Below are 20,531 nucleotides of genomic sequence, written 5' to 3'. Positions count from 1 at the left end.
CGCGAAGGGCCGCGCATCGGTATCTACGGCTTACAGCACAATACTCATGCCATCAAACGCCACTTCAACATTACGCCGCGCCAGCTCCGCGCGCTCCGGCGAATCCTCGTCGAGGATCGGGTTGGTGTTGTTGATGTGGATAAGCACTTTGCGCTGCTCGGGCAATTGCTCCAGCACTTCGAGCATGCCGCCGGGGCCGCTCTGCGCCAAGTGGCCCATTTCGCGACCGGTGCGGGTGCCGACGCCACGGCGCTGCATTTCATCGTCGTTCCACATCGTGCCGTCGACCAGCAGGCAATCGCTGCCCGCCATGATTTCCAGCAGCGCCGCGTCGACCTTGCCCAGCCCCGGCGCATAGAACAGCTTGCCGCCGGTGTTGAGGTCTTCAACGATCAAGCCGATGTTGTCGCCCGGATGCGGATCGAAACGGTGCGGCGAATACGGCGGTGCGGCGCTGCGCAACGGCAACGGCGTGAAACGCAGGTTCGGGCAGGCCGCTACGGTGAAACTCTGGTCGAGTTCGATGCGGTTCCATTCCAGCCCGCCGTTCCAGTGGGTGAGCATCTTGAACAGGGGGAAACCGGTGCTGAGGTCTTCGTGAACCATGTCCGTGCACCAGACCTGATGCGGGCAGCCTTCGCGCAGGCTGAGCAGGCCGGTGGTGTGGTCGATCTGGCTGTCCATCAGGATGATCGCGCTGATGCCGGTGTCGCGCAGGGCGCGGCCCGGTTGCATCGGGGCGAAGCTTTGCAGTTGCGCGCGGATGTCCGGCGAGGCATTGCACAGCACCCAGTTCACACCGTCATCGGAAATGGCGATGGACGATTGGGTGCGGGCCTTGGCATTCAGGCTGCCGTCGCGAAAGCCTGCGCAGTTGACGCAGTTGCAGTTCCACTGCGGAAAACCGCCACCGGCGGCCGAACCCAGAATCTGGACGAACATGAACGCTCCATCATTTCAACGCGGAAAATAAAACGCCTCGGCGAGCCGAGGCGTTGCACTGCGATTCTGCGTAAGCAGAACTCAGCGGCTGGCGAAGTACATGGTGACTTCGAAGCCGATACGCAGGTCGGTGTAAGCAGGTTTGGTCCAGGCCATGAGGTGTCTCCTTCTGTGGGTTGGGATAGCGCTATCCATAGGTATAGTCCACGGCAGCGCGATGATGTTCCAATTAGTTAGGCGGCTATGTTACTCAAAATTTCAACGGCGTGACCCGTGAATCTTTGAGAAAGCTCCTTGCAGCCTCGGTAATGATCAGTTTGTCGCTTGCCATGGCGCGCCCGGCACTGGTTCGTTGGCCAGGCAGAGGTAGCCGCCCTCGGCATTGATCAGACGTTGCGCAGCGGCTATTAAAGCCTGGCGATTGAGCTGCCGAATCGCCGTGACCAAGTGCTCATGGTAATCCGACGAATGACCGGCAAGTTTGCTCTGCCACAGGAGATCGGCGGCGTCCTTGGTGGACAGTGTGGCGTCGTCGAACTGATCGGCGAGGCTTTGGCGCTGCTGCTTGAGGCTTGCTTCATCGAGCATTTCGATCAACGTGGGGATGCTCTTGAGGAACTCTTGAATATATTCGAGTGACTCGAAAGCCGAAGTCGTCGGCGATTGCACGCCAAAGACAATCGCAGTCTTGCCATGCAACTGACGCAGCGCACTGAACACGGCGTATCCCAATTGCAGTTCGACGCGCAGGCGCTGGTAGAAAGGCGTCTGGCACAGCTGGGCCAGCGCGCGCCAAGCCGCTTCGTCAGCGATGTCGCGGCTGGCAGTCGGGCAGATCAGCAGCAAGGCGTGTTCGCTGGAGGCCGTGTTGATCTGGCTCCATCGGTACTGGCCTTGAGTGACCGGCATAACCGGCAGCTGATTGTCCGGTGTGCCGGGAATGCGGCTGAACGCCAGGCCCATGGCTGATTGGGTTTGTTGGTTGAGCCCAAGAGCGAGTCCGTCCCAGCGCGAAGTTGTCCACAGCTGTTTGGCGTCGTCGTTGGGTGCAGTCGCTGGCAGGCATTTTTCCGGCAACGCCTCGAGTAATTGGCGGATCGGCATCGAGGGTGTCTGCGCCTCGTCGCGAGGCGAATCGGCGTCGATTGTCGTCAGACATTTCAGCGCATGTTCCAGGATGCACGGCATGGATTCTTGCAGGCCGGTCATTTTCAGCAGCCACTGGTTACCCGCGGCGCTGAAAGACACATCCACTCCGGCCTCGGCCGCGTCCTGTCGTGTCCGGCGCAGACTGCGCTGCAATCTTGAACGCAGATCTGCGCTGGCCGCCGCCTCGACCTGCCAACGCAGATAAACGGCACCCTCATTGCTGCCGTCCGGCAGCGCCTGACTGAAATGCATCGGCGAGCGTTCCCGGCGGCTGCGCGAGCGATCCTGGGCGAACGTGCGCAGGCCACGGTGAGCGCTGGTCTGGCCGCGAATCAGACCGGCGTTGGCCAGCGGTTCACTTCCGCACAAGAAAGGATTGGCGGCGGGCAGATGCCAGTGATCGCTGAAGTTATCCACAACACCGATTTCGCGAAGGATGTGTTCAAGCGCGGCAGCGCCTGATTCGGACAGGCCAAATGCTTGCTGTTCGACGTCAATGCGCGCCAGTCGCAACGCGCCGCTGGCTTGTTGCTGGCGCTGCAGCAGGGCGGCGTATTCCTCGCGCAACCGGGTCCAGTCCTGTCGAGCGAAGAAACTCAGCCAGTCCAACAGTTGTTCGTAAATGGCATCTAGCCGGTCGCCGGCGGCATTGAATTGGAGATGCAGCAGCGCTTGCCCGGCGAACTGATAGACCGCCGCGGCTTTCAGGCTTTCAGCCAGGTTCTGTTGTTGCAGATACGCAAGCAATCCTCCGGGTCTGGCGCCGTTCAACCAGTGACAGATAAAGGCCATCGCCTCGGCGGATGATTCGGGTAAGCCGTCGAAGGCAAACACCAGGTTCGCGTGAGCGCCGACCTGTTGATAACTTTTCACTGTCAGCGGTGGCGGCGCGACCTGGGCAACTTTATCGCCAATCGGCAATACCGCTGCGAATTGCAGCGCCAACTCGCGCAGCTCATCGATACTCTGCGGCCCAACCAGACTCAGGCTCATTTGCCCGGTTCGATAAAACCTGTGATGGAAGTCTTGCAGCGCCGTTTGAAACTCTGGCGACTCGACCTGCAAACTGTCCCGATTGCCCGCATGAAAACCGCGCAACGGGTGCAGCGCTGGTAAACCTTCATACAAGGCAAACTGCTGTTGCGCTGTCGGATCCTGCGACCAAGCGACAAATTCTGCGTGTAGCACTTCCCGTTCACGCCGTTGATCGTCCAGATTCATACGTGGCCGGGCGAGCATGTCTGACAGGCGCTCAAGCCCCGCGTTGAACAAAGGCACCGGCAGCTCGAAGAAAAAATCCGTGGTGCGTTCGCGAGTGCTGGCGTTGACCTGCCCGCCGTGACGTTGCACGTAGGCCATCAGCCCTTCGTCTGTGGGAAAACGCTCGGTGCCGAGAAACAGCAAGTGCTCAAGAAAATGCGCCAGCCCCGGCCAGGCCAACGGCACGTCATGGCTGCCGGCCGCCACGCGCAACGCGGCTGCGCTGCGCTTGAGGCCGGGTACGTGGCGCAGGGTTACGCGCAAGCCGTTGGCCAGGGTTTCTGTGTTAGGGCGAGGATGAGTCGGCGCGGGCATGGGCACTTCCAGAACAGTGGAGTGCCCATGCTAGCGGATTAGCGACGGTTGAGCGCGCCGTAAAGCTCTGGCCGACGATCGCTGAGATAGCGGTTTGCTGCGCGTGAATTGTTCATCAGCTGGCGGTCCAGTTCACCGACGATCAACGCTTCGTCCAGACCTGCCAGGGCGATACGGCTGCCGTCCGGTGCGGCAACGCTGCTTTGCCCGCAGTACTGAATCTCGCCTTCATGCCCGCAGTAATTGGCGTAAGCCACGTAGCACTGGTTTTCGAAGGCGCGGGCGCGCACGGTGACGTCGGCGACGAAGTCGAACGGAATCATGTTGGCCGTCGGCACCACAATCAGCTCGGCGCCGGCCAAGGCCAGACGCCGCGCGTTTTCCGGAAACTCCAGGTCATAGCAGATCAGAAAGCCGAGCTTCCAGCCGTTCAGTTCAACCACCGGTAACTCCGCTTCGCCGGGGCTGAACATCGACCGGTCAAGGTCGCCGAACAGATGCGATTTGCGGTAATTGCACAGGCGCTCGCCATGGGCGTCGATCAGTTGCACAGCGTTGTAGATCTGCCCCTCGGCGGTGCGCTCGGGGTAGCCGTAGACGATCGCCAGGCCAGCAGCCTTGGCAATCCGGCCGATCTGCTGCGCCCATTCACCGTTATAAACCTCGGCCAAGGTGCTGACCGCTTCGGCGCCGATGTTGTAGCCGGTGATGAACATCTCCGGCAGCACCAGCAGATCAGCGCCTTTGGCCTCCATCGCCACCTGGTGCAGGCGCTGCAGATTGGCGGCGGGGTCCAGTGGCAGCGGTGGACATTGGTAAACGGCTACGCGCATCGGGGAATCCTCTTACTCGGGCAGGGCGATAGGGCCGATGTCTTTGAACACATCACCCGGGCCCGGGTTCTCTTTATGTGTCGAGCCGCCGAAATGTTTCATGATGCCCCACACCGCGTTGAGCGAAGTCTGCACCGCGCCTTCGACCCATGCCGGTGTCCACGAGACATCGTCGCCGGCGATGAAGATTCCGCGCTGCTCGGCCGGCATGGCGTCCTGCATGAAGTGCGCGTACATGCGCTGGTTGTAGCGGTAATGGCCGGGCAGGGCGCCTTTGAAGGCTCCAAGGAAATACGGATCGGCTTCCCACGACACGGTGATCGGATCACCGATGATGCGTGCGGCGATGTCAACTTTCGGGTAGATCTTTTTCAACGCGTTCAAGGCCAGTTCGACGCGTTTTTCCACCGGATGCGGGAGCATTTTCAGCGCGTCGCTCATCCACGAGTACGACAGGCAGATCACCCCAGGCTTATCGTCACCGTTGTCGAACAGATAAGTGCCACGAGTCAGGCGATCGGTGAGGGTCATGCTCATTACGTCGCGACCGGTTTCCGGGTCTTTGTCCTTCCAGAACGGCCGGTCGACCATCACAAAGGTTTTTGACGACTGCATGTAGCGCGTGCGGTCGAGGGCCATCCACATCTTTTGCGAAAACAGGGTTTCGTCGCATTCGATCTGCGTGGTCAGCAACCAGCTCTGGCAAGTCGTCAGCACAGCGGCGTATTCACGGGTGTCACCGTTGTTGTCGGTAACGGCGAAACGGCCCTCAGGCGCGTGGGCGATTTTTTTCACGCCCGAGCGCGGAGCGCCACGGTGCAGGGATTTCAGGCTGGTACCGGCCGGCCAGTGCACGCAGCGTTCCGGCACGTGGCGCCAGATGCCCTGCGGCACCTGCTCGACGCCGCCGACCACCAGATGCTGGTGATCGTCGCAATTGGTCATTACAACGCGGAAGATTTCCAGCATCGAATTGGGGAAGTCCGAATCCCAGCCGCCAGTGCCGAAGCCGACCTGGCCGAACACTTCACGGTGTTGGAACGACAGTTTGGCGAAGGCTTTCGAAGTGGCGACGAAGTCGTAAAAGGTCCGGTCGTCCCACAGCGGCACCAACTTGTTCCACAGCTCTTTCAAACGCGGTACATCACGCTCGCGAATGGCTTGTTGAATCTCGGAGAACTGCGAACCGGCTTCCAGCGCATCCGCCCAGGCGTCGGCAACTTCCTGGAACAATGCAGGAAGATCCTTCAGGCTTTCGGCGTAATAGGTTTCGCCTTCCAGATCGATCACCGTGCTGCCCGAAGCGCCGGTCAACGGATTGGGAAAAGGCTTGGTTTCCAGGCCGAGCTTGTCGACGTAGTGATAGAACGCCGTGGAGGACACTGGAAAGCGCATGCCACCGAGCTCAGCGACGATGGCATCGGTGCCGTTGAAGGCCTGCGAGCGCAGACGGCCGCCGAGTTTGGACGCCTCGTACACCACCGGCTTCAAACCGAGTTTCATCAGTTCATACGCAGCCACCAGACCGGCGATGCCCGCGCCGACAATTGCCACTTCAGCGCCATGGTGTTCTTCAGGAATGCTGCCCAGACCCGCGGGATGCTCGATCCAGTCGTCAAACGCGAACGGAAAGTCCGGACCGAAAATGGTGACTGGTTTTTTCCCGTCTGCAGGGTGGCGATTGTTCGTGTTCATGGCTGACCTTGTTGGCGACCCGACGCAGGATTCGCGTCTGAGTATAGGAAAAGATGCCAGCCATTCTAGGGAGCGTGGAGCGCGTTAATAAGGCGCAATGTGTCGTCGTTTTGCCTGATTGTTGTACAGACTGACGATTGCGGGCTGCATACCGACCAAAAAAGTGGGAGCGAGCCTGCTCGCGAAGCGGCTCAGCCAGAATGCCCGGCCAATGCTCAGACCGGCTGCCCACGATCAATCTTGCTGCTCAAAATGATCGACGTCGTGGTCTTCTCCACCCCATCGACGCTGCCAATCTGATCCAGCAACTGATCCAGCTGCTCCGGCGAATCAGTGCGCAGCCACGCTACATAATCAAACTCGCCACTCACCGCACACAGCTGCTGCACCTGCGCCATCGCACTCAAGCGCCGCAGCACATCCTTGCCGGAGCGTGGCTGCACCTTGATCCCGACGTAGGCCTGCAACCCGCCATCGACCACACGCTGACCGAGGCGCACGCCATAACCGGTGATCACCTTGGCTTTTTCCAGCCGGGCCAGGCGCGACGTGACTGTCGTACGCGCAATCCCCAATTGCCGAGCGAGCATGGCCACGCTTTCGCGGGCGTTGATTTGCAGCGCGGCGATCAGCTGGCGGTCGATTTCGTCGAGGATGGGGTGGCGGGTGTCTGGCAAGGGGGGGCTCCATTGGCGTTGAGTTGGAGGGAGGCGCACTTTACAGGCAAACAACGATAGGCTTTTGCGCCATAGCAAAGTGGACGCGGATGTTTTTGCTGAAACAAATGTTCTGACAATTGATTTGACTTGTCTGCCCTATTTCCAAAGAATGCCAGCAAGAGCGCGAAATCTGCTGCCTTGCAGGGCATCAGCAGATGTAGGTACCTCAGCGATGCTGCAACATCGGTGTCAGGTGAGACCTCTTCATCCCATTTCCTGAGGATGCAAATATCAGGATTCAGATGTTATGGGCAGCCCGATGGCTGCCATTTTTTTTCCGTAAGAATGTACCGCTTATACAAAAGTTCGCCTTTTCGATGCCTGTTCATGGCTCTCGCCGGAGCGTGCATGAAATTCCAGAGAACGTGTCCATCGCGAATATCCACAACCACGAGCATGTCATTCTTCGCCTCATAGGCATTGATGAATGCCACGCGGTGTCCGCCGTTGTCGTATCGGACTTTCCATATTTCAAAGGGGCCCGTTAAGGTATCGATCGCGTGTCGAACATAGCGCTCGCGGGAGTCCGGGCGTTTCTCAACGATATGCGCCAGTTTGTCTCTCGCAACCGCAACGTTTCCAATAGGCGTCAAGATGGTAACGGCCATGACCGACTCATCGATGAATCCAAAGTATTCCAGGAGTATTCGCAAGGCCCCTGCTGCATCGTCAGCCCTTTTTATTTCCTCGATTGCGGCTGATCGAAGCTCCTTCGAAAGTGTTCTCAAATCGGGTAGAGCAAGTTCGATCCAGTTTGCCTGGTCGGCTGCTTCCTTTGTTGTTGGAGCAGCATTCCTGAGCATTGAAACGATCCTGGGCGGCGAGGGCGTCAGGAGATTAATTGCTGGCAGGAATGCCTAACAAGGCTGTAAACGTCCTGGAAACATCGCTTCAGAATGTTCCTACAGAGAACTCGGCCATGTTCCGAGCGTCGAGCTTGGTAAGACTGAGAAATCATCAGCCCACAAAAAAGCCGCGCATTCGGCGCGGCTTTTCAATTTGGTGGGCCCACACGGACTCGAACCGTGGACCAAAGGATTATGAGTCCTCTGCTCTAACCAACTGAGCTATAGGCCCTCAGTAGGCCGCGGATTATAGCGACGGTTTCGCGGCTGTGCTATCCGAAAAATCCGATACGGTTACATGCAGAAATGTCGCGGCGAATTCGTCCGGCGGCAGCGGCAGGCTGACGATGTAGCCCTGGATCTGTTCACAGCCCTCAGAGGCGAGGAATTGTTGTTGCGCCTGGGTTTCCACGCCTTCGGCAATCACGGTGAATTGCATGCTGCGGCCGAGCGCGATGATGGCGCGTACGATCGCCGCATCGTGCGGATCGTCGGGCAGTCCGCGGACGAAGGACTGGTCGATTTTGAGAATGTCCAGTGGCAGGCGCTTGAGGTAGCTGAGCGAGGAATAGCCGGTGCCGAAGTCATCGATGGCCAGTTGTACGCCGAGGTGTTTGAGCTGGTGCAGCACCGCCAGCGCCTCTTCGGCCTGACTCATGATGAAATTCTCGGTAATTTCCAGTTGCAGTAAATCCGGCCTGAGGCGGTTTTCCTTGAGCAGTTGTTCGATGCGCACCAGCAGGTTCGGTTGACGCAACTGCGCGCCGGCGAGGTTTACCGACAGTGGCCCCAGCGGTTGGTAGATCTGGTTCCACTCGAACATCTGCCGGCAAGCGGTGTCCAGCACCCAATCGCCGATCTGCAGGATCATGCCGTTCTCTTCGGCCAGTGGGATGAAGTGCTCGGGCGGTACTTCGCCGAAGGTCGGGTGGCGCCAGCGTATCAATGCTTCTGCACCGACCAGGCTGTGGTCGACCAGGCTGATTTTCGGTTGGTAGCAGAGAAACAGCTCATCGCGCTCGATGGCGCGGCGCAGTTCGTGTTCCAGTGCTATGCGTTCGCTGGCCTGGGCGGTGAGGTCGCGGGTGTAGCTCTCGACCCGGTTGCGCCCCTTGGCTTTGGATCGGTACATCGCCGCGTCAGCGTTTTTCACCAATGTGGCCACATCGCAACCGTCGCGCGGGTAGAGGCTGGTGCCGATGCTGGCGCTGATAAAGAATTCGTGTTCGCCAGCCTGGAACGGCGCACCGAAGCAGTTAAGCAGTTTCGTCGCGATGTTGTCGGCGTCGCTGGCTTGCTGCAAGCCCGGCAGCAAAATGATGAATTCGTCACCGCCCAACCGCGCGACGGTGTCGATATCCCTTAGTTGCTCCTTCAAACGCACGGCGATGCCCTTGAGCAACAGGTCGCCGACCGGGTGACCGAGGCTGTCGTTGATGTGCTTGAAGCGGTCGAGATCGAGAAACAGCACCGCGCCCTGGCCGCCATTTTCCTGTTGGCTTGTCAGAGCCATTTGCAGGCGGCTTTCGAACAAGGTGCGATTGGGCAGGCCGGTGAGCGGGTCGTGGTGAGCCTGGTAATCGAGCTTGGCCTGGGCGTGCTTGAGGCTGGAAATATCGGCAAACACCGCGACGAAGTGAGTAATGAACTTGTCGCGGTTACGCACGGCGCTGATGGTCAGCCAGCTCGGGTACAGCTCGCCGTTCTTGCGCCGGTTGGAAATCTCGCCTTGCCAGTGGCCTTCGTCGGTCAACTGGTGCCACATCGCTGCGTAGAACGCGCTGTCATGCAGCCCAGACGCCAATAGCCTTGGCGTGTGGCCCAGCGCTTCGCTTTCGCTGTAGCCGGTGATTTCGGTGAAGGCGCGGTTGACGGCGCTGATGTGTTGTTGGGTATCGGTGATCAACACGCCTTCGGCGGTGCTCTCGAAAACGGTCGCGGCCTGTTGCAGTTTTTCCTGCATGAGATGGCGTTCGGTGATGTCGCGGGCGATGGTAAGCATGCAGTCCTCGTCGCCGATCGGCAGCGGGCGACTGGAGACCTCGCACAGGCGAATCTGCCCGTCACTGCGACGGATATGGCAGGTGAAGTCACGGACAAAACCGTCGCGGTGCAACAGGTCGAGCATCTGTTTGCGTTCGTTGAGGTTGACCCAGATCCCGAGATCCAGCGTTGACCGATCCACTGACATGGCGCTGTTGAAGCCGGTGATGCGGCTGAAACCTTCGTTGACCTCCAACAACAGGCCGTCGCTTTGGCGCGACAGCAGAAGACCGTCCGGCGACGCATGAAACGCTTTGGCAAACTTCTCTTCGGAGGTTTGCAGTTGCTGCTGGGTTTCCTTGAGCTGACTGATGTCGCGCACCACAACCACCAGCGCCGGCGTGGTGTCGAGGTCGAAAGGTTCAGCGGAAATCAGCCCGGTGAATACCTGGCCGTTGTTGCGGCGAAAGGGCATCTCCAGATTGCGGATGCTGCCGGCCTGCAAGCGCTGCAACAGGCCCGGGCCGACCCCGGGAATGCCCCAGATATTGAGGTTGGTGGCGGTTTGGCCGATGACGTCCTCGGCCCGGAGGCCGATCTGCTCCTCGAAGGCTTCGTTGACCTCCAGCAGGCAGCCGTCGGACAGGCGCGCAATCACCAGAATGTCCGGGCATTGCTCGAACACTGACGCGAACTTTTGCTCGGACAGGCGCAGCGCCTCCTCGGTGCGCTTGATCTCGCTGATATCGATCATCAACCCGCGCATCACCGGTTCGTGGCCATGCTCGATCAGGCTGACGATATCGCGTACCCACAGGCAGCGGCCGTCAGCGGTTATCACGCGGTAATCGACAATGTGATCGAGGCCCTGGCGCAGGGCGTCCTTGCAATAGTTCTGCGTGCGGGTCAGGTCGGCGGGGTGGATGATGTTGTGCCAGAAGCCGGGAATCAGCCAATGGGACTGTGGATAACCGAGCAAGTCTTCGGCATGGGGCGAAACATAGCTGTAGGTGAAGTCGCTCATCCGCGCTTCCCAGGCGATGGCCGACAGACTTTCCACCAGACCGCGGTAGTGATATTCGCTGCTGCGCAATTCCTGCTCGAGGTCGATGCGCCGGGTGATTTCCGAGCTCAGGCGGCGGTTGATGCGAATCACCACGGCGAGGACGGTGATCAGCAGTAGCAGACCGGGCAGGCCATACACCAGCAGGTCTGACCAGAACGAGCGATGGTCGAGCACATTGCCGACCCAATGCTCCTGGATGCTGCTGATTTCCGCCGGCGTCATGTCGGCGAGGACCTTGTCGAGAATCCCCACCAGTACCTTGTTGTCGCGGGGCACGGCCATCGCCAGCTGATAGCGGTACGGGGTTTCGCCACTGACGTAGAGGCCGTCGAGTTTGAGCTGGCGCAGGCTCCAGACGCTGGAAGCCAGGTCACCGACCACCGCGTCCACTTCATCAGTCGCCAAGGCTTGCAGCGTCGAACTGACGTTGGGCATGGCGACCAGATTCAGGTCGGGGTGGTGAGTGCGTAGTAGTTCGTGGGGGGCGTAGTTGTCCACCACGGCGATTTTCAGCCCGTACAGGTCATCGAGTTTGCGCGGCTGGGCGCCGCCGACATGGGCGAGGATGACGATCGGAAAGTCGAGGTACGGCCGGGTGAATGACAGATAGTTCTGGCGTTCCGGCGTAGACATGATCCCCGGTAGCAAATCGATCTTGCCCTTCTTCACCTGCTCCAGCACCACCGTCCAGCTCAATGGTTCGATAGGCGTAAGTTTGATTGCCAAGCGTTGACGGATCACGTCGATATAGTCGGCAGCCAGACCCTGATAACGGTTCTGGTCGTCGCGAAATTCAAAGGGCGGCCACGACGCGTCGACACCCAGGCGCAAGTCAGGGTGAGCCGCCAGCCAGCTGCGTTCTTCATCGGTGAGAGTCAGCGCGTCAGCCGTGGCGGTGCAGATCATCAATGACAGCAGAAAAAGCACGGGCGCCAGTCTGGGCATAACGCTCTCGTCAGGGCTTGGGGGTGATTGTTTCGAGTGTAGACGGGGTATGCGGCGGGGAGGGTGGGGCGGGGAATTTAATCTGCCATAAAACAAAACCCCCGGCCTGGGCCGGGGGTTCTGGTATCACTCGTCGAGGAAGGAGCGCAGATGCTCGCTTCGTGTCGGGTGGCGCAGCTTGCGCAGCGCCTTGGCTTCGATCTGACGGATCCGCTCACGCGTTACGTCAAACTGTTTGCCCACTTCTTCGAGCGTATGGTCGGTGTTCATGTCGATACCGAAACGCATGCGCAGGACCTTTGCTTCACGGGCAGTGAGGCCGGACAGCACTTCGCGAGTCGCTTCCTTCAGACTTTCCACCGTGGCGACATCGATTGGCGACTGCATGGTCGAGTCTTCGATGAAGTCGCCCAGATGGGAGTCTTCGTCATCACCGATCGGGGTTTCCATGGAGATCGGCTCTTTGGCGATCTTCAGTACCTTGCGGATCTTGTCCTCAGGCATTTCCATGCGTTCGCCCAGCTCTTCCGGGGTCGGTTCGCGACCCATTTCCTGCAGCATCTGCCGGGAAATACGGTTGAGCTTGTTGATCGTCTCGATCATGTGCACCGGAATACGGATGGTGCGGGCCTGGTCGGCGATCGAGCGAGTGATCGCCTGACGGATCCACCAGGTGGCATAAGTCGAGAACTTGTAACCACGACGGTATTCGAACTTGTCCACCGCTTTCATCAGACCGATGTTGCCTTCCTGGATCAGATCGAGGAATTGCAGGCCGCGGTTGGTGTACTTCTTGGCGATCGAGATCACCAGACGCAGGTTGGCTTCAACCATCTCTTTCTTCGCGCGGCGGGCCTTGGCCTCACCGATCGACATGCGACGGTTGATGTCCTTGATTTCGGCGATGGTCAGACCGGTCTCGGTTTCCAGCGCGATCAGCTTCTGCTGGCAACGGATGATGTCCGGCTGCACGCGACCGATGGCTTCGGCGTACTTACTCTTGCCTTTGGCCAGGGCGTCGGACCAGCTTTCGTCGACTTCGTTACCCGGGAACTGACGCAGGAAATCGGCGCGTGGCATACGTGCATCACGTACGCACAGCTGCATGATCGCGCGCTCTTGCTGACGCAGACGATCCAGGGCACTGCGCACACGCTCGACCAGGGCTTCGAATTGCTTCGGAACCAGTTTGATCGGCATGAACAGCTCGGCCAGGGCCAGCAACTCGGCAACCGCTGCCTTGTTGTGACGACCGTGCTTTTTCAGGGCCTTGCGGGTGATTTCCATCTGGTCGGCCACGGCGCCGAAGCGCTGCGCAGCAATGACCGGGTCCGGACCGCTTTCGGCTTCTTCTTCGTCATCGGAAGATTCGGCTTCATCGTCGTCGGTGTCGTCGTCGGCCTTGACGGCTTTCGGATCGACCGGCGGCGGAACTTCTGCCGCAGGCGGCGCGATGCCGTCGTCCGGGTCGATATAACCGCTCAGAACGTCGGACAGGCGACCACCTTCGGTGGTGACGCGGGTGTACTCGGAGAGAATGTGGTCAACCGTGCCTGGGAAGTGCGCGATTGCGCTCATCACTTCACGAATGCCTTCTTCGATCCGCTTGGCGATTTCGATTTCGCCTTCACGGGTCAGAAGCTCGACCGTACCCATTTCACGCATGTACATGCGCACCGGGTCAGTGGTGCGACCGATATCGGTCTCCACCGCCGCCAACGCAGCGGCTGCTTCTTCCGCAGCGGCCTCGTCGGTATCGGCGTCGGCCAACATAAGGGCGTCCGCATCCGGAGCACTCTCGTGTACGGGGATCCCCATGTCGTTAATCATGCGGATGATGTCTTCCACCTGCTCCGGATCTGAAATATCCTCGGGCAGGTGGTCGTTGACCTCGGCGTAAGTCAGATACTTCTGCTCACGACCCAGTTTGATCAACTCAATAATACGAGACTGCTGTTGCGCTTTTCCGGACATAACACCCTATCCACTGAAGGTCTTGGCGGGCAAAAAACAAGCCGAGGATTATACCTGAGCTATGACCTCACGCGCCAGTTGAGGTCGGGTTTGATGCGGAAACATTGCGACTCAAAAGGTCGCGCAGTTGATTTTTCTCTTCGACGCTCAGTTCGCTTTGCCGCGCTTTCCTGAGTAACTGTTCGAGATTTCGCTCGCGTTGGCGGGCTGACAAGCTAGTAATGGTGTCGAAAAACTGTTGTTCAAGGTTATCTCCGTCAATCAGCCATTCCTTTTCTGCCAGCGCCTTGAGCAAGCGACCCTGTTCAGTACCGTGCCATCGCGCGATCAACTGAAATGAGTTTAGCTTGGGATTCTTCTGTACGGCTTCAAGCAGCGCCACAAGCAACTGGGCGTTGGTCTGATTTTCATCGGCAATGTGCCCGGCGTCTTCAACCCGCTTGGCCAGTTGCGGATGATGGAGCAATGTTCTGAGGGCCGTCAGGGTGGGCGATTCAACGCCAATCGGCGTACGCGGGCGCTGCTGTTCGCGATCGCCACCACGCTTGCCGTTCTTGTCCCAGGGCTTCTTGTCCCACTTCTTGCCGCCGGCGCCGGGTTTCTTCGGCGTCCATTCCTGCTGCGGCGCGTACATGTCCTGTGCCTGCGGCTGATGGTAGTCGCTGTAGTCCGGCATGGCGTCGTAATCGATGCCAGGATCGTAGGCGGGCGGCGCTTCCTGCGGCGCACTCTGGACCAGTTGGCTGACGGTTTCGCTGCTCAGGCCAGTGATTTCGGTCAGGCGCTGACGCATGAGAATGCGCAGGTTTGCGCCCGGCACCTTGTCGATCAGCGGCGCAGCGAGGGTGGCCATGTGCGCCTTGCCCTCGAGCGAGCGCGGGTCGGCCTCTTCGGTCAACTGCTGGAAAAAATAATCGGCCAGCGGCTGCGCGTGCTGATTGATGCGCGCCTTGAAAGCGTCGGTGCCTTCGGCGCGAACCAAGGTGTCCGGGTCTTCGCCTTCGGGCAGAAACAGAAATCGTGCGCGGCGACCGTCCTGCAGGCACGGCAATGTCGCTTCCAGAGCGCGCCATGCGGCGTTGCGACCGGCCTGGTCGCCGTCGAAGCAGAACAATACGTTCGGCACGACGCGGAACAGGCGCTTGAGGTGTTCTTCGCTGGTCGCGGTACCCAGCGTGGCGACGGCATTGCGCAAGCCTTGCTGGGCGAGGGCAATGACGTCCATATAGCCTTCAACGACGATGATTTCGTCGAGGTTGCGGTTGTTCTTGCGCGCTTCATAGAGGCCGTAGAGTTCCTGGCCTTTATGGAATACCGGGGTTTCCGGTGAGTTCAGGTACTTGGGCTTGTCGTCGCCCAGTACGCGACCGCCGAAGGCGATGATCCGTCCACGGGTGTCGCGGATCGGGAACATTACGCGATCACGGAAGCGGTCATAGCGTTTGCCGGTTTCGGCGTTCTCGATCAGCAGACCGGCTTCGATCATGGCCTTCTGTTGCAGGGTGTCGCTGCTCAGATGCTTGAGCAGATTGTCCCAGCCCGGTGGCGCAAAACCGAGGCCGAAATCCCGGGCAATCTCGCCGGTCAGGCCGCGACCCTTGAGGTAATCCACCGCAGCCTTGCGCGATGGATGACTCTTGAGCGCTTGCCGATAGAAGTCGGCGGCGGCAGTGAGCAGCGGGTACAGCGGCGAATCGGTCGGCTGGCGCGGCTTGCGCTCACGGCCGCTCTCTTCGCGGGGGATTTCCATGCCGGCGGCTTTGGCCAGATCTTCGACGGCCTGGGGGAAATCCAGGTTGTCGTGATCCATGAGAAAGCCGAGGGCGTTGCCACCAGCGCCGCAGCCGAAGCAGTAATAGAACTGCTTGTCGGGGCTGACGCTGAACGACGGAGTTTTCTCTTTGTGGAACGGGCAACAGGCGGTGTAGTTCTTGCCGGCCTTCTTCAATTGCACGCGCGAGCTGACCACGTCGACGATGTCGGTGCGGTTCAGCAGGTCGTCAATGAAGCTCTGGGGAATCAGCCCGGCCATGGCGTTCTCGTCGTCTGCGCTGCAATAAATCCGTTGCGACGGGCTGTCGGACGCGGGCCATTGCTGGAAACGCACAAAAAGTACGGTTCGACCGGTGTCGTCTGCGTGATCGCTGTCGGGAAGTGTATCTGCCGAAAATCCACTGACGTTAGTACCTATCAGTCTTCGACTATGTGAAAGTGTTGCGCTGAATCCGCTGACGGCCGGTTGTCGGCCTCGGATAGCTCAATAAAGCGGGCACGCATGCAGGTGCCTTGGGCTGATCGTCGTAAGAGGAATCAGTGGGTGTGCTCGTCAGTAGCCTTGAAAGGCTCGTCAGAAAAGACGTGCACCGCTGGCAAAAAAGCCAGGCCTGACGCGGTGAAGCAGATTTGTCTCGGTCGCATCGGCGGCGTCGACGGTGAAGCATCAAGCGTTTTACGCAAATGCCATTAGCCCGGCTGAGGGCCGGGCTTAGGCAAGAAGCTTGCTACGAACGTCTGTGTATTAGTACAGACGAACGGCGCGGCGCTGTTCGCGCTGAACTTTCTTGGCGTGACGCTTAACAGCGGCTGCTGCCTTGCGCTTACGCTCAGAAGTTGGCTTCTCGTAAAATTCGCGGCTACGAACTTCAGCCAGTACACCGGCTTTTTCGCAGGAGCGCTTGAAACGACGCAGAGCTACGTCGAAGGGTTCGTTCTCTTTTACTTTGACGGCTGGCATCCAGAGCTACCTTCATTCATTACCGGGGTCAACATCCTCGCGGCAAAAGAGCACTTGAAGACGTCGGTTTTTAAGGGTTGCGGATGTTAACCCCTCATCGCTCGGAATGCAAAGCCTCTGATCGAAAACCGCTAGTCGGGGCATCACATGGCGACTATTATGCGCGCCTTCGAATTCAGCCTAAACAAGGCGCAAACCCATGCTAGTACTGGGATTAGAAACCTCCTGCGACGAAACCGGCGTCGCATTGTATGACAGCGAGCGCGGCCTGCTGGCCGATGCGCTGTTCAGTCAGATCGACCTGCACCGCGTCTATGGCGGTGTGGTGCCGGAGCTGGCTTCGCGTGACCACGTCAAACGCATGCTGCCCTTGATCCGTCAGGTGTTGGCCGAGGCCGACTGCGTGCCGACCGAGATCGATGCGATCGCCTACACCGCGGGTCCTGGCCTGGTCGGTGCGCTGCTGGTCGGTGCGTCTTGCGCGCAGGCACTGGCGTTTGCCTGGGGCATTCCGGCTCTTGGTGTGCACCACATGGAAGGCCACCTGCTGGCACCGATGCTGGAGCCGAAACCGCCGCAATTCCCGTTCGTCGCTTTGTTGGTTTCCGGTGGGCATACGCAGCTGGTTCAGGTTGATGGCATTGGCCAATACAGCCTGCTCGGCGAGACGCTCGACGATGCGGCCGGCGAAGCTTTCGACAAAACCGCGAAGATGATGGGCCTCAATTACCCCGGCGGGCCGGAAATCGCCAAACTGGCCGAGAAGGGCGTCGCAGGACGTTTCACCTTTCCACGGCCGATGTGCGATCGCCCGGGTCTGGATTTCAGCTTCAGCGGCCTGAAAACCTTCGCCCTCAACACCTGGCAGCAATGCGTCAGCGCCGGGGACGACGGCGAGCAAGCCCGTTGCGACATCGCGCTGGCGTTCCAGCAGGCCGTGGTGGAGACTTTGACCATCAAGTGCAAGCGCGCCCTGAAGCAGGCGGGCATGAAGCGGCTGGTGATCGCCGGCGGCGTCAGCGCCAACAAGGCGTTGCGGATTTCCCTGGAAAAGATGCTCGGCGATATGAAGGGCGATGTGTTCTATGCGCGCCCGGAGTTCTGCACCGACAATGGCGCGATGATCGCGTTCGCCGGTTGCCAGCGCCTGAAGGCCGGTCAGCAGGAAAGTCTGGCAATCACTGTGCAGGCACGCTGGCCGATGGAGCAGTTGTCGGCGTTGTGATGAGCGTTGCCACGGACGGCAGTTAGAAATGCCGTTCGCGCCCGGCAAACAGGTCGCGTAGATTGCCGCGATGACGCCAGACAATCAGCAAGGTCAGTGCGCTCATTGGCAGCAAGGCTTCTGGCTCCTGCCAGGCCAGCAACGGCAGGGTCAATGGCGTGGCAATCAGCGCCGCTAGCGAGCTGGTGCGGGTCAAGTAGAACGTCAGCAGCCAGGCGCATACCGCCAGCAGCGCGGCGGGCGGATACAGGCCGAGCAGCATGCCGGCAGCAGTGGCAACGCCTTTGCCGCCACGAAAACGGAAGTACAGCGGGAACAGGTGACCGATCACGGCGCACACGCCAATCCAGGCCTGATCCTGCAAAGAAAGGCCCGCGCTGGAGGCGATCAGCACCGGCAGCAGGCCTTTGCACAGATCACCGAGCAGGGTCAGGATCGCCAGTTTGCGACCGGCCAGGCGCAGCATGTTGGTGGCGCCGGCATTACCCGAGCCACTCATTCGCGGATCCGGATTTCCGGTCAGGCGGCTGAGCAAGATGGCGAAGGACAGCGAGCCGAGCAGGTAGGCGAGAATCGCCAGTAACCAAAACATGCTAACTATTCCGGGCGAGGACGCCCTGATTCTAACGGCGCATCGCGCCCTTGTCGTGCAGCGGAGAGAAGTGCTTGGACAGAGTGTTTATCGAGGGCCTGGAAGTCGACACCGTGATTGGTGCCTACGACTGGGAGCGCGGCATCCGTCAGTGTCTGCGGCTTGATCTGAGCTTCGCCTGGGACAATCGCCCGGCCGCCGCCGGTGACGACCTGACCCTGGCGCTCGATTACGCCAGCGTTTCCACGCGCATCCAGGCTTTTGCCGAGCAGGCGCAGTTCCAGTTGGTCGAGACCTTTGCCGAGCGTCTGGTCGAGGTGCTCATGGCCGAATTCAACATCACTTGGGTGCGACTGAAACTGACCAAGCCGGGCGCCGTGCCGGCGGCCAAGGGCGGTGTGGGTGTGGAGATTGAGCGCGGATGTCGCTGACTCAGGTCTATCTCGGGCTCGGTAGCAATATCGAGCGCGAAACCCATTTGCGCGCCGGTCTCGATGCACTGGCCAAATTTCTGGTGGATATCCGTTGTTCAGCGGTGTTCGAGAGCCAGCCGGTGGGCATCAAGAGCGGGCCGTTCTTCAATTTCGTGATCTCGGCCTACACCGACCTGCCGTTGATGGAGCTGGACCGCCGTTTGAAATTCATCGAGGCGGATAACGGTCGTTATGCGCCGGATCGCAAGGGGCTGCCGCTGGATATCGACGTGCTGCTGTATGGCGATCTGGTGGGTAATTTCGACGGCTTGATCCTGCCGCGGGCGGAAATACTGAAAAACGCTTTCGTGTTATGGCCGCTGTCGTTGATTGCGCCGCAGCGGGTGCATCCGGGTGTGGGCAAAAGCTTTGCGACGTTGTGGGCGGAGGCGCAGATTGATCAGGTGTTGGCGCCGGTGGGATTTGAGTGGCGCGGCGAGCAGCTCACACCTTCGGATTTGCGGTGATATCAAATTGCGCTTTCGCGAGCAGGCTCGCTCCCACATTGGATCGAGGTCTCCTGTGGGAGCGAGCCTGCTCGCGAAGCTTTCTAGGCTGTCGCCGCGTCTTTATAGGCTTTCAACGCCTTCAGTCGTTCCTGCTTTAGCGCTTCACCCAGTTCCGGCCCCTTGAAGCCCTTTTCCAGCAATGGCTGCACCGCCACCGCTTGCGCAGCCTTCGCCGCTCCGCGCAAATAATCCGCCTGTGGATAACTGCGCTGCTCCAGACCTTTACGGCCACGGGCATCCATCTCGCACGCGGCGATGAATTCCTCGAAGCGCTGCGGCCGCCGATAGACATCGAAACTCTGCAGCAACTCCAGCAAAGTCGAGGCTTTCAGCTCCAGAGCCCGGTGCCCATGGGTGTGATACTGCCCGACCAGCAGTGCCAGTTCCTGACAGTCCTTGGGTGCCTTAAAGCGCTCGTTGACCGCTTTGATCAGCTTCAATCCGGTGTGCTCATGAGCGATATGCCGAGGCCATTCTTCTTCCGGCGTCAGGCTCTTGCCCAAGTCGTGCAGCAGGCACGCCCAGCGCACTGTCAGCGGTTGCTTGTGCAGGGCTGATTGCTCCAGCACGCTCAAGGTGTGCAAGCCTGTGTCGATTTCCGGGTGATGGGCCAGCGGCTGCGGTACGCCGAACAACGCGTCAACTTCCGGCATCAGCACTTTGAGTGCGCCACAGTCGCGCAACACTTGAATGAATATCTTAGGGTGGTTTTCCATCAGGGCCCGGGAAATTTCCTTCCAGCTGCGTTCGGCAGTCAGTGCCTGCAATTCTCCGGACTCGCTGAGCTGACGCATCAGCTCCATGGTCTCCTCCGCGACCGTAAAGCCGAGGCCGGCATAGCGCGCAGCAAAACGGGCAACGCGGAGTACCCTCAGGGGATCTTCGGCGAATGCCGGGGAAACATGGCGCAGAATGCGCGCTTCGAGGTCGCGCTGGCCATGATACGGATCGGTCAGGTTGAGCTCATCATCCTCGGCCATGGCATTGATGGTCAGGTCCCGGCGGATCAGGTCTTCTTCCAGCGTGACTTCGGGACTTGCATGGAAAGTGAAGCCGCCATAACCGCGGCCGCTCTTGCGTTCCGTGCGGGCGAGGGCGTATTCCTCGCCGGTTTTCGGGTGCAGAAACACCGGGAAATCCGCGCCCACCGGGCGAAATCCCTTGGCTAGCATTTCTTCAGTGGTGGCGCCCACCACGACCCGGTCGACATCAGTGACCGGTAATCCCAACAAGCGATCGCGTACCGCGCCGCCAACCTTGTAAACCTGCATA

Annotated in this window: 16 protein-coding genes and 1 tRNA gene; 3 read left to right on the top strand and 14 right to left on the bottom strand. The window is 59.7% G+C overall.

Going from position 1 to position 20,531, the window contains the following annotated elements:
- Positions 1 to 30: 30 nt before the first annotated feature.
- The 12 genes from pqqB to rpsU form a co-directional block, all read right to left on the bottom strand.
- Positions 31 to 942, bottom strand: coding sequence for a pyrroloquinoline quinone biosynthesis protein PqqB (gene pqqB, locus GXB78_RS12000; protein ID WP_329515542.1), 912 nt, complete (start codon positions 940 to 942; stop codon positions 31 to 33).
- Between the two features lie 81 nt (positions 943 to 1,023).
- Entirely contained in the window at positions 1,024 to 1,098 is a 75-nt protein-coding gene (gene pqqA, locus GXB78_RS11995; protein ID WP_003444522.1) for a pyrroloquinoline quinone precursor peptide PqqA, read from the bottom strand.
- A gap of 156 nt (positions 1,099 to 1,254) precedes the next feature.
- Positions 1,255 to 3,666 (bottom strand): pyrroloquinoline quinone biosynthesis protein PqqF, encoded by a 2,412-nt coding sequence (pqqF, locus tag GXB78_RS11990; protein ID WP_329515541.1) that lies wholly within the window; start codon positions 3,664 to 3,666, stop codon positions 1,255 to 1,257.
- Positions 3,667 to 3,704: 38 nt separating this feature from the next.
- Positions 3,705 to 4,499 (bottom strand): carbon-nitrogen hydrolase family protein, encoded by a 795-nt coding sequence (locus tag GXB78_RS11985; protein ID WP_329515540.1) that lies wholly within the window; start codon positions 4,497 to 4,499, stop codon positions 3,705 to 3,707.
- Between the two features lie 12 nt (positions 4,500 to 4,511).
- Entirely contained in the window at positions 4,512 to 6,194 is a 1,683-nt protein-coding gene (locus GXB78_RS11980; RefSeq protein ID WP_329515539.1) for a flavin monoamine oxidase family protein, read from the bottom strand.
- A 215-nt stretch (positions 6,195 to 6,409) separates the two neighbouring features.
- Complete coding sequence (locus GXB78_RS11975; RefSeq protein ID WP_039757699.1) at positions 6,410 to 6,871, bottom strand: Lrp/AsnC family transcriptional regulator; 462 nt, start codon at positions 6,869 to 6,871, stop codon at positions 6,410 to 6,412.
- Between the two features lie 287 nt (positions 6,872 to 7,158).
- Positions 7,159 to 7,716 carry a PBECR2 nuclease fold domain-containing protein gene (locus GXB78_RS11970; protein WP_329515538.1) on the bottom strand — a complete coding sequence of 186 codons (558 nt, stop codon included), beginning with the start codon at positions 7,714 to 7,716 and terminating at the stop codon, positions 7,159 to 7,161.
- Between the two features lie 197 nt (positions 7,717 to 7,913).
- Positions 7,914 to 7,990, bottom strand: a tRNA-Ile gene (locus GXB78_RS11965).
- Positions 7,991 to 8,005: 15 nt separating this feature from the next.
- Complete coding sequence (locus GXB78_RS11960; protein WP_329515537.1) at positions 8,006 to 11,752, bottom strand: bifunctional diguanylate cyclase/phosphodiesterase; 3,747 nt, start codon at positions 11,750 to 11,752, stop codon at positions 8,006 to 8,008.
- A 126-nt stretch (positions 11,753 to 11,878) separates the two neighbouring features.
- Positions 11,879 to 13,726 carry an RNA polymerase sigma factor RpoD gene (rpoD, locus tag GXB78_RS11955; protein WP_039757703.1) on the bottom strand — a complete coding sequence of 616 codons (1,848 nt, stop codon included), beginning with the start codon at positions 13,724 to 13,726 and terminating at the stop codon, positions 11,879 to 11,881.
- A 67-nt stretch (positions 13,727 to 13,793) separates the two neighbouring features.
- Positions 13,794 to 15,758, bottom strand: coding sequence for a DNA primase (dnaG, locus tag GXB78_RS11950; RefSeq protein WP_329515741.1), 1,965 nt, complete (start codon positions 15,756 to 15,758; stop codon positions 13,794 to 13,796).
- A gap of 486 nt (positions 15,759 to 16,244) precedes the next feature.
- Positions 16,245 to 16,460, bottom strand: coding sequence for a 30S ribosomal protein S21 (gene rpsU, locus GXB78_RS11945; protein WP_002551877.1), 216 nt, complete (start codon positions 16,458 to 16,460; stop codon positions 16,245 to 16,247).
- 199 nt (positions 16,461 to 16,659) lie between these two features.
- On the opposite strand from rpsU, the gene tsaD reads away from it, so the two are divergent.
- Positions 16,660 to 17,685, top strand: coding sequence for a tRNA (adenosine(37)-N6)-threonylcarbamoyltransferase complex transferase subunit TsaD (gene tsaD, locus GXB78_RS11940; RefSeq protein ID WP_329515536.1), 1,026 nt, complete (start codon positions 16,660 to 16,662; stop codon positions 17,683 to 17,685).
- A gap of 22 nt (positions 17,686 to 17,707) precedes the next feature.
- On the opposite strand, the gene plsY is transcribed toward tsaD, so the two are convergent.
- Complete coding sequence (gene plsY, locus GXB78_RS11935; protein WP_024014548.1) at positions 17,708 to 18,277, bottom strand: glycerol-3-phosphate 1-O-acyltransferase PlsY; 570 nt, start codon at positions 18,275 to 18,277, stop codon at positions 17,708 to 17,710.
- A gap of 74 nt (positions 18,278 to 18,351) precedes the next feature.
- On the opposite strand from plsY, the gene folB reads away from it, so the two are divergent.
- Positions 18,352 to 18,708, top strand: coding sequence for a dihydroneopterin aldolase (folB, locus tag GXB78_RS11930; protein WP_064365404.1), 357 nt, complete (start codon positions 18,352 to 18,354; stop codon positions 18,706 to 18,708).
- Complete coding sequence (gene folK, locus GXB78_RS11925; RefSeq protein WP_329515535.1) at positions 18,699 to 19,217, top strand: 2-amino-4-hydroxy-6-hydroxymethyldihydropteridine diphosphokinase; 519 nt, start codon at positions 18,699 to 18,701, stop codon at positions 19,215 to 19,217. Before folB ends, folK begins: the two co-directional genes overlap by 10 nt.
- 83 nt (positions 19,218 to 19,300) lie before the next feature.
- Here folK and GXB78_RS11920 read toward each other — a convergent pair whose 3' ends face one another.
- Positions 19,301 to 20,530 (bottom strand): multifunctional CCA addition/repair protein, encoded by a 1,230-nt coding sequence (locus GXB78_RS11920; RefSeq protein ID WP_329515534.1) that lies wholly within the window; start codon positions 20,528 to 20,530, stop codon positions 19,301 to 19,303.
- Position 20,531: the final 1 nt, after the last annotated feature.

The organism is Pseudomonas moraviensis subsp. stanleyae, assembly GCF_036283065.1.
GTDB lineage: Bacteria > Pseudomonadota > Gammaproteobacteria > Pseudomonadales > Pseudomonadaceae > Aquipseudomonas > Aquipseudomonas stanleyae.
Note: the sequence above shows the minus strand (reverse complement) of the source record. Positions and strands in the feature narration are given on the sequence as shown.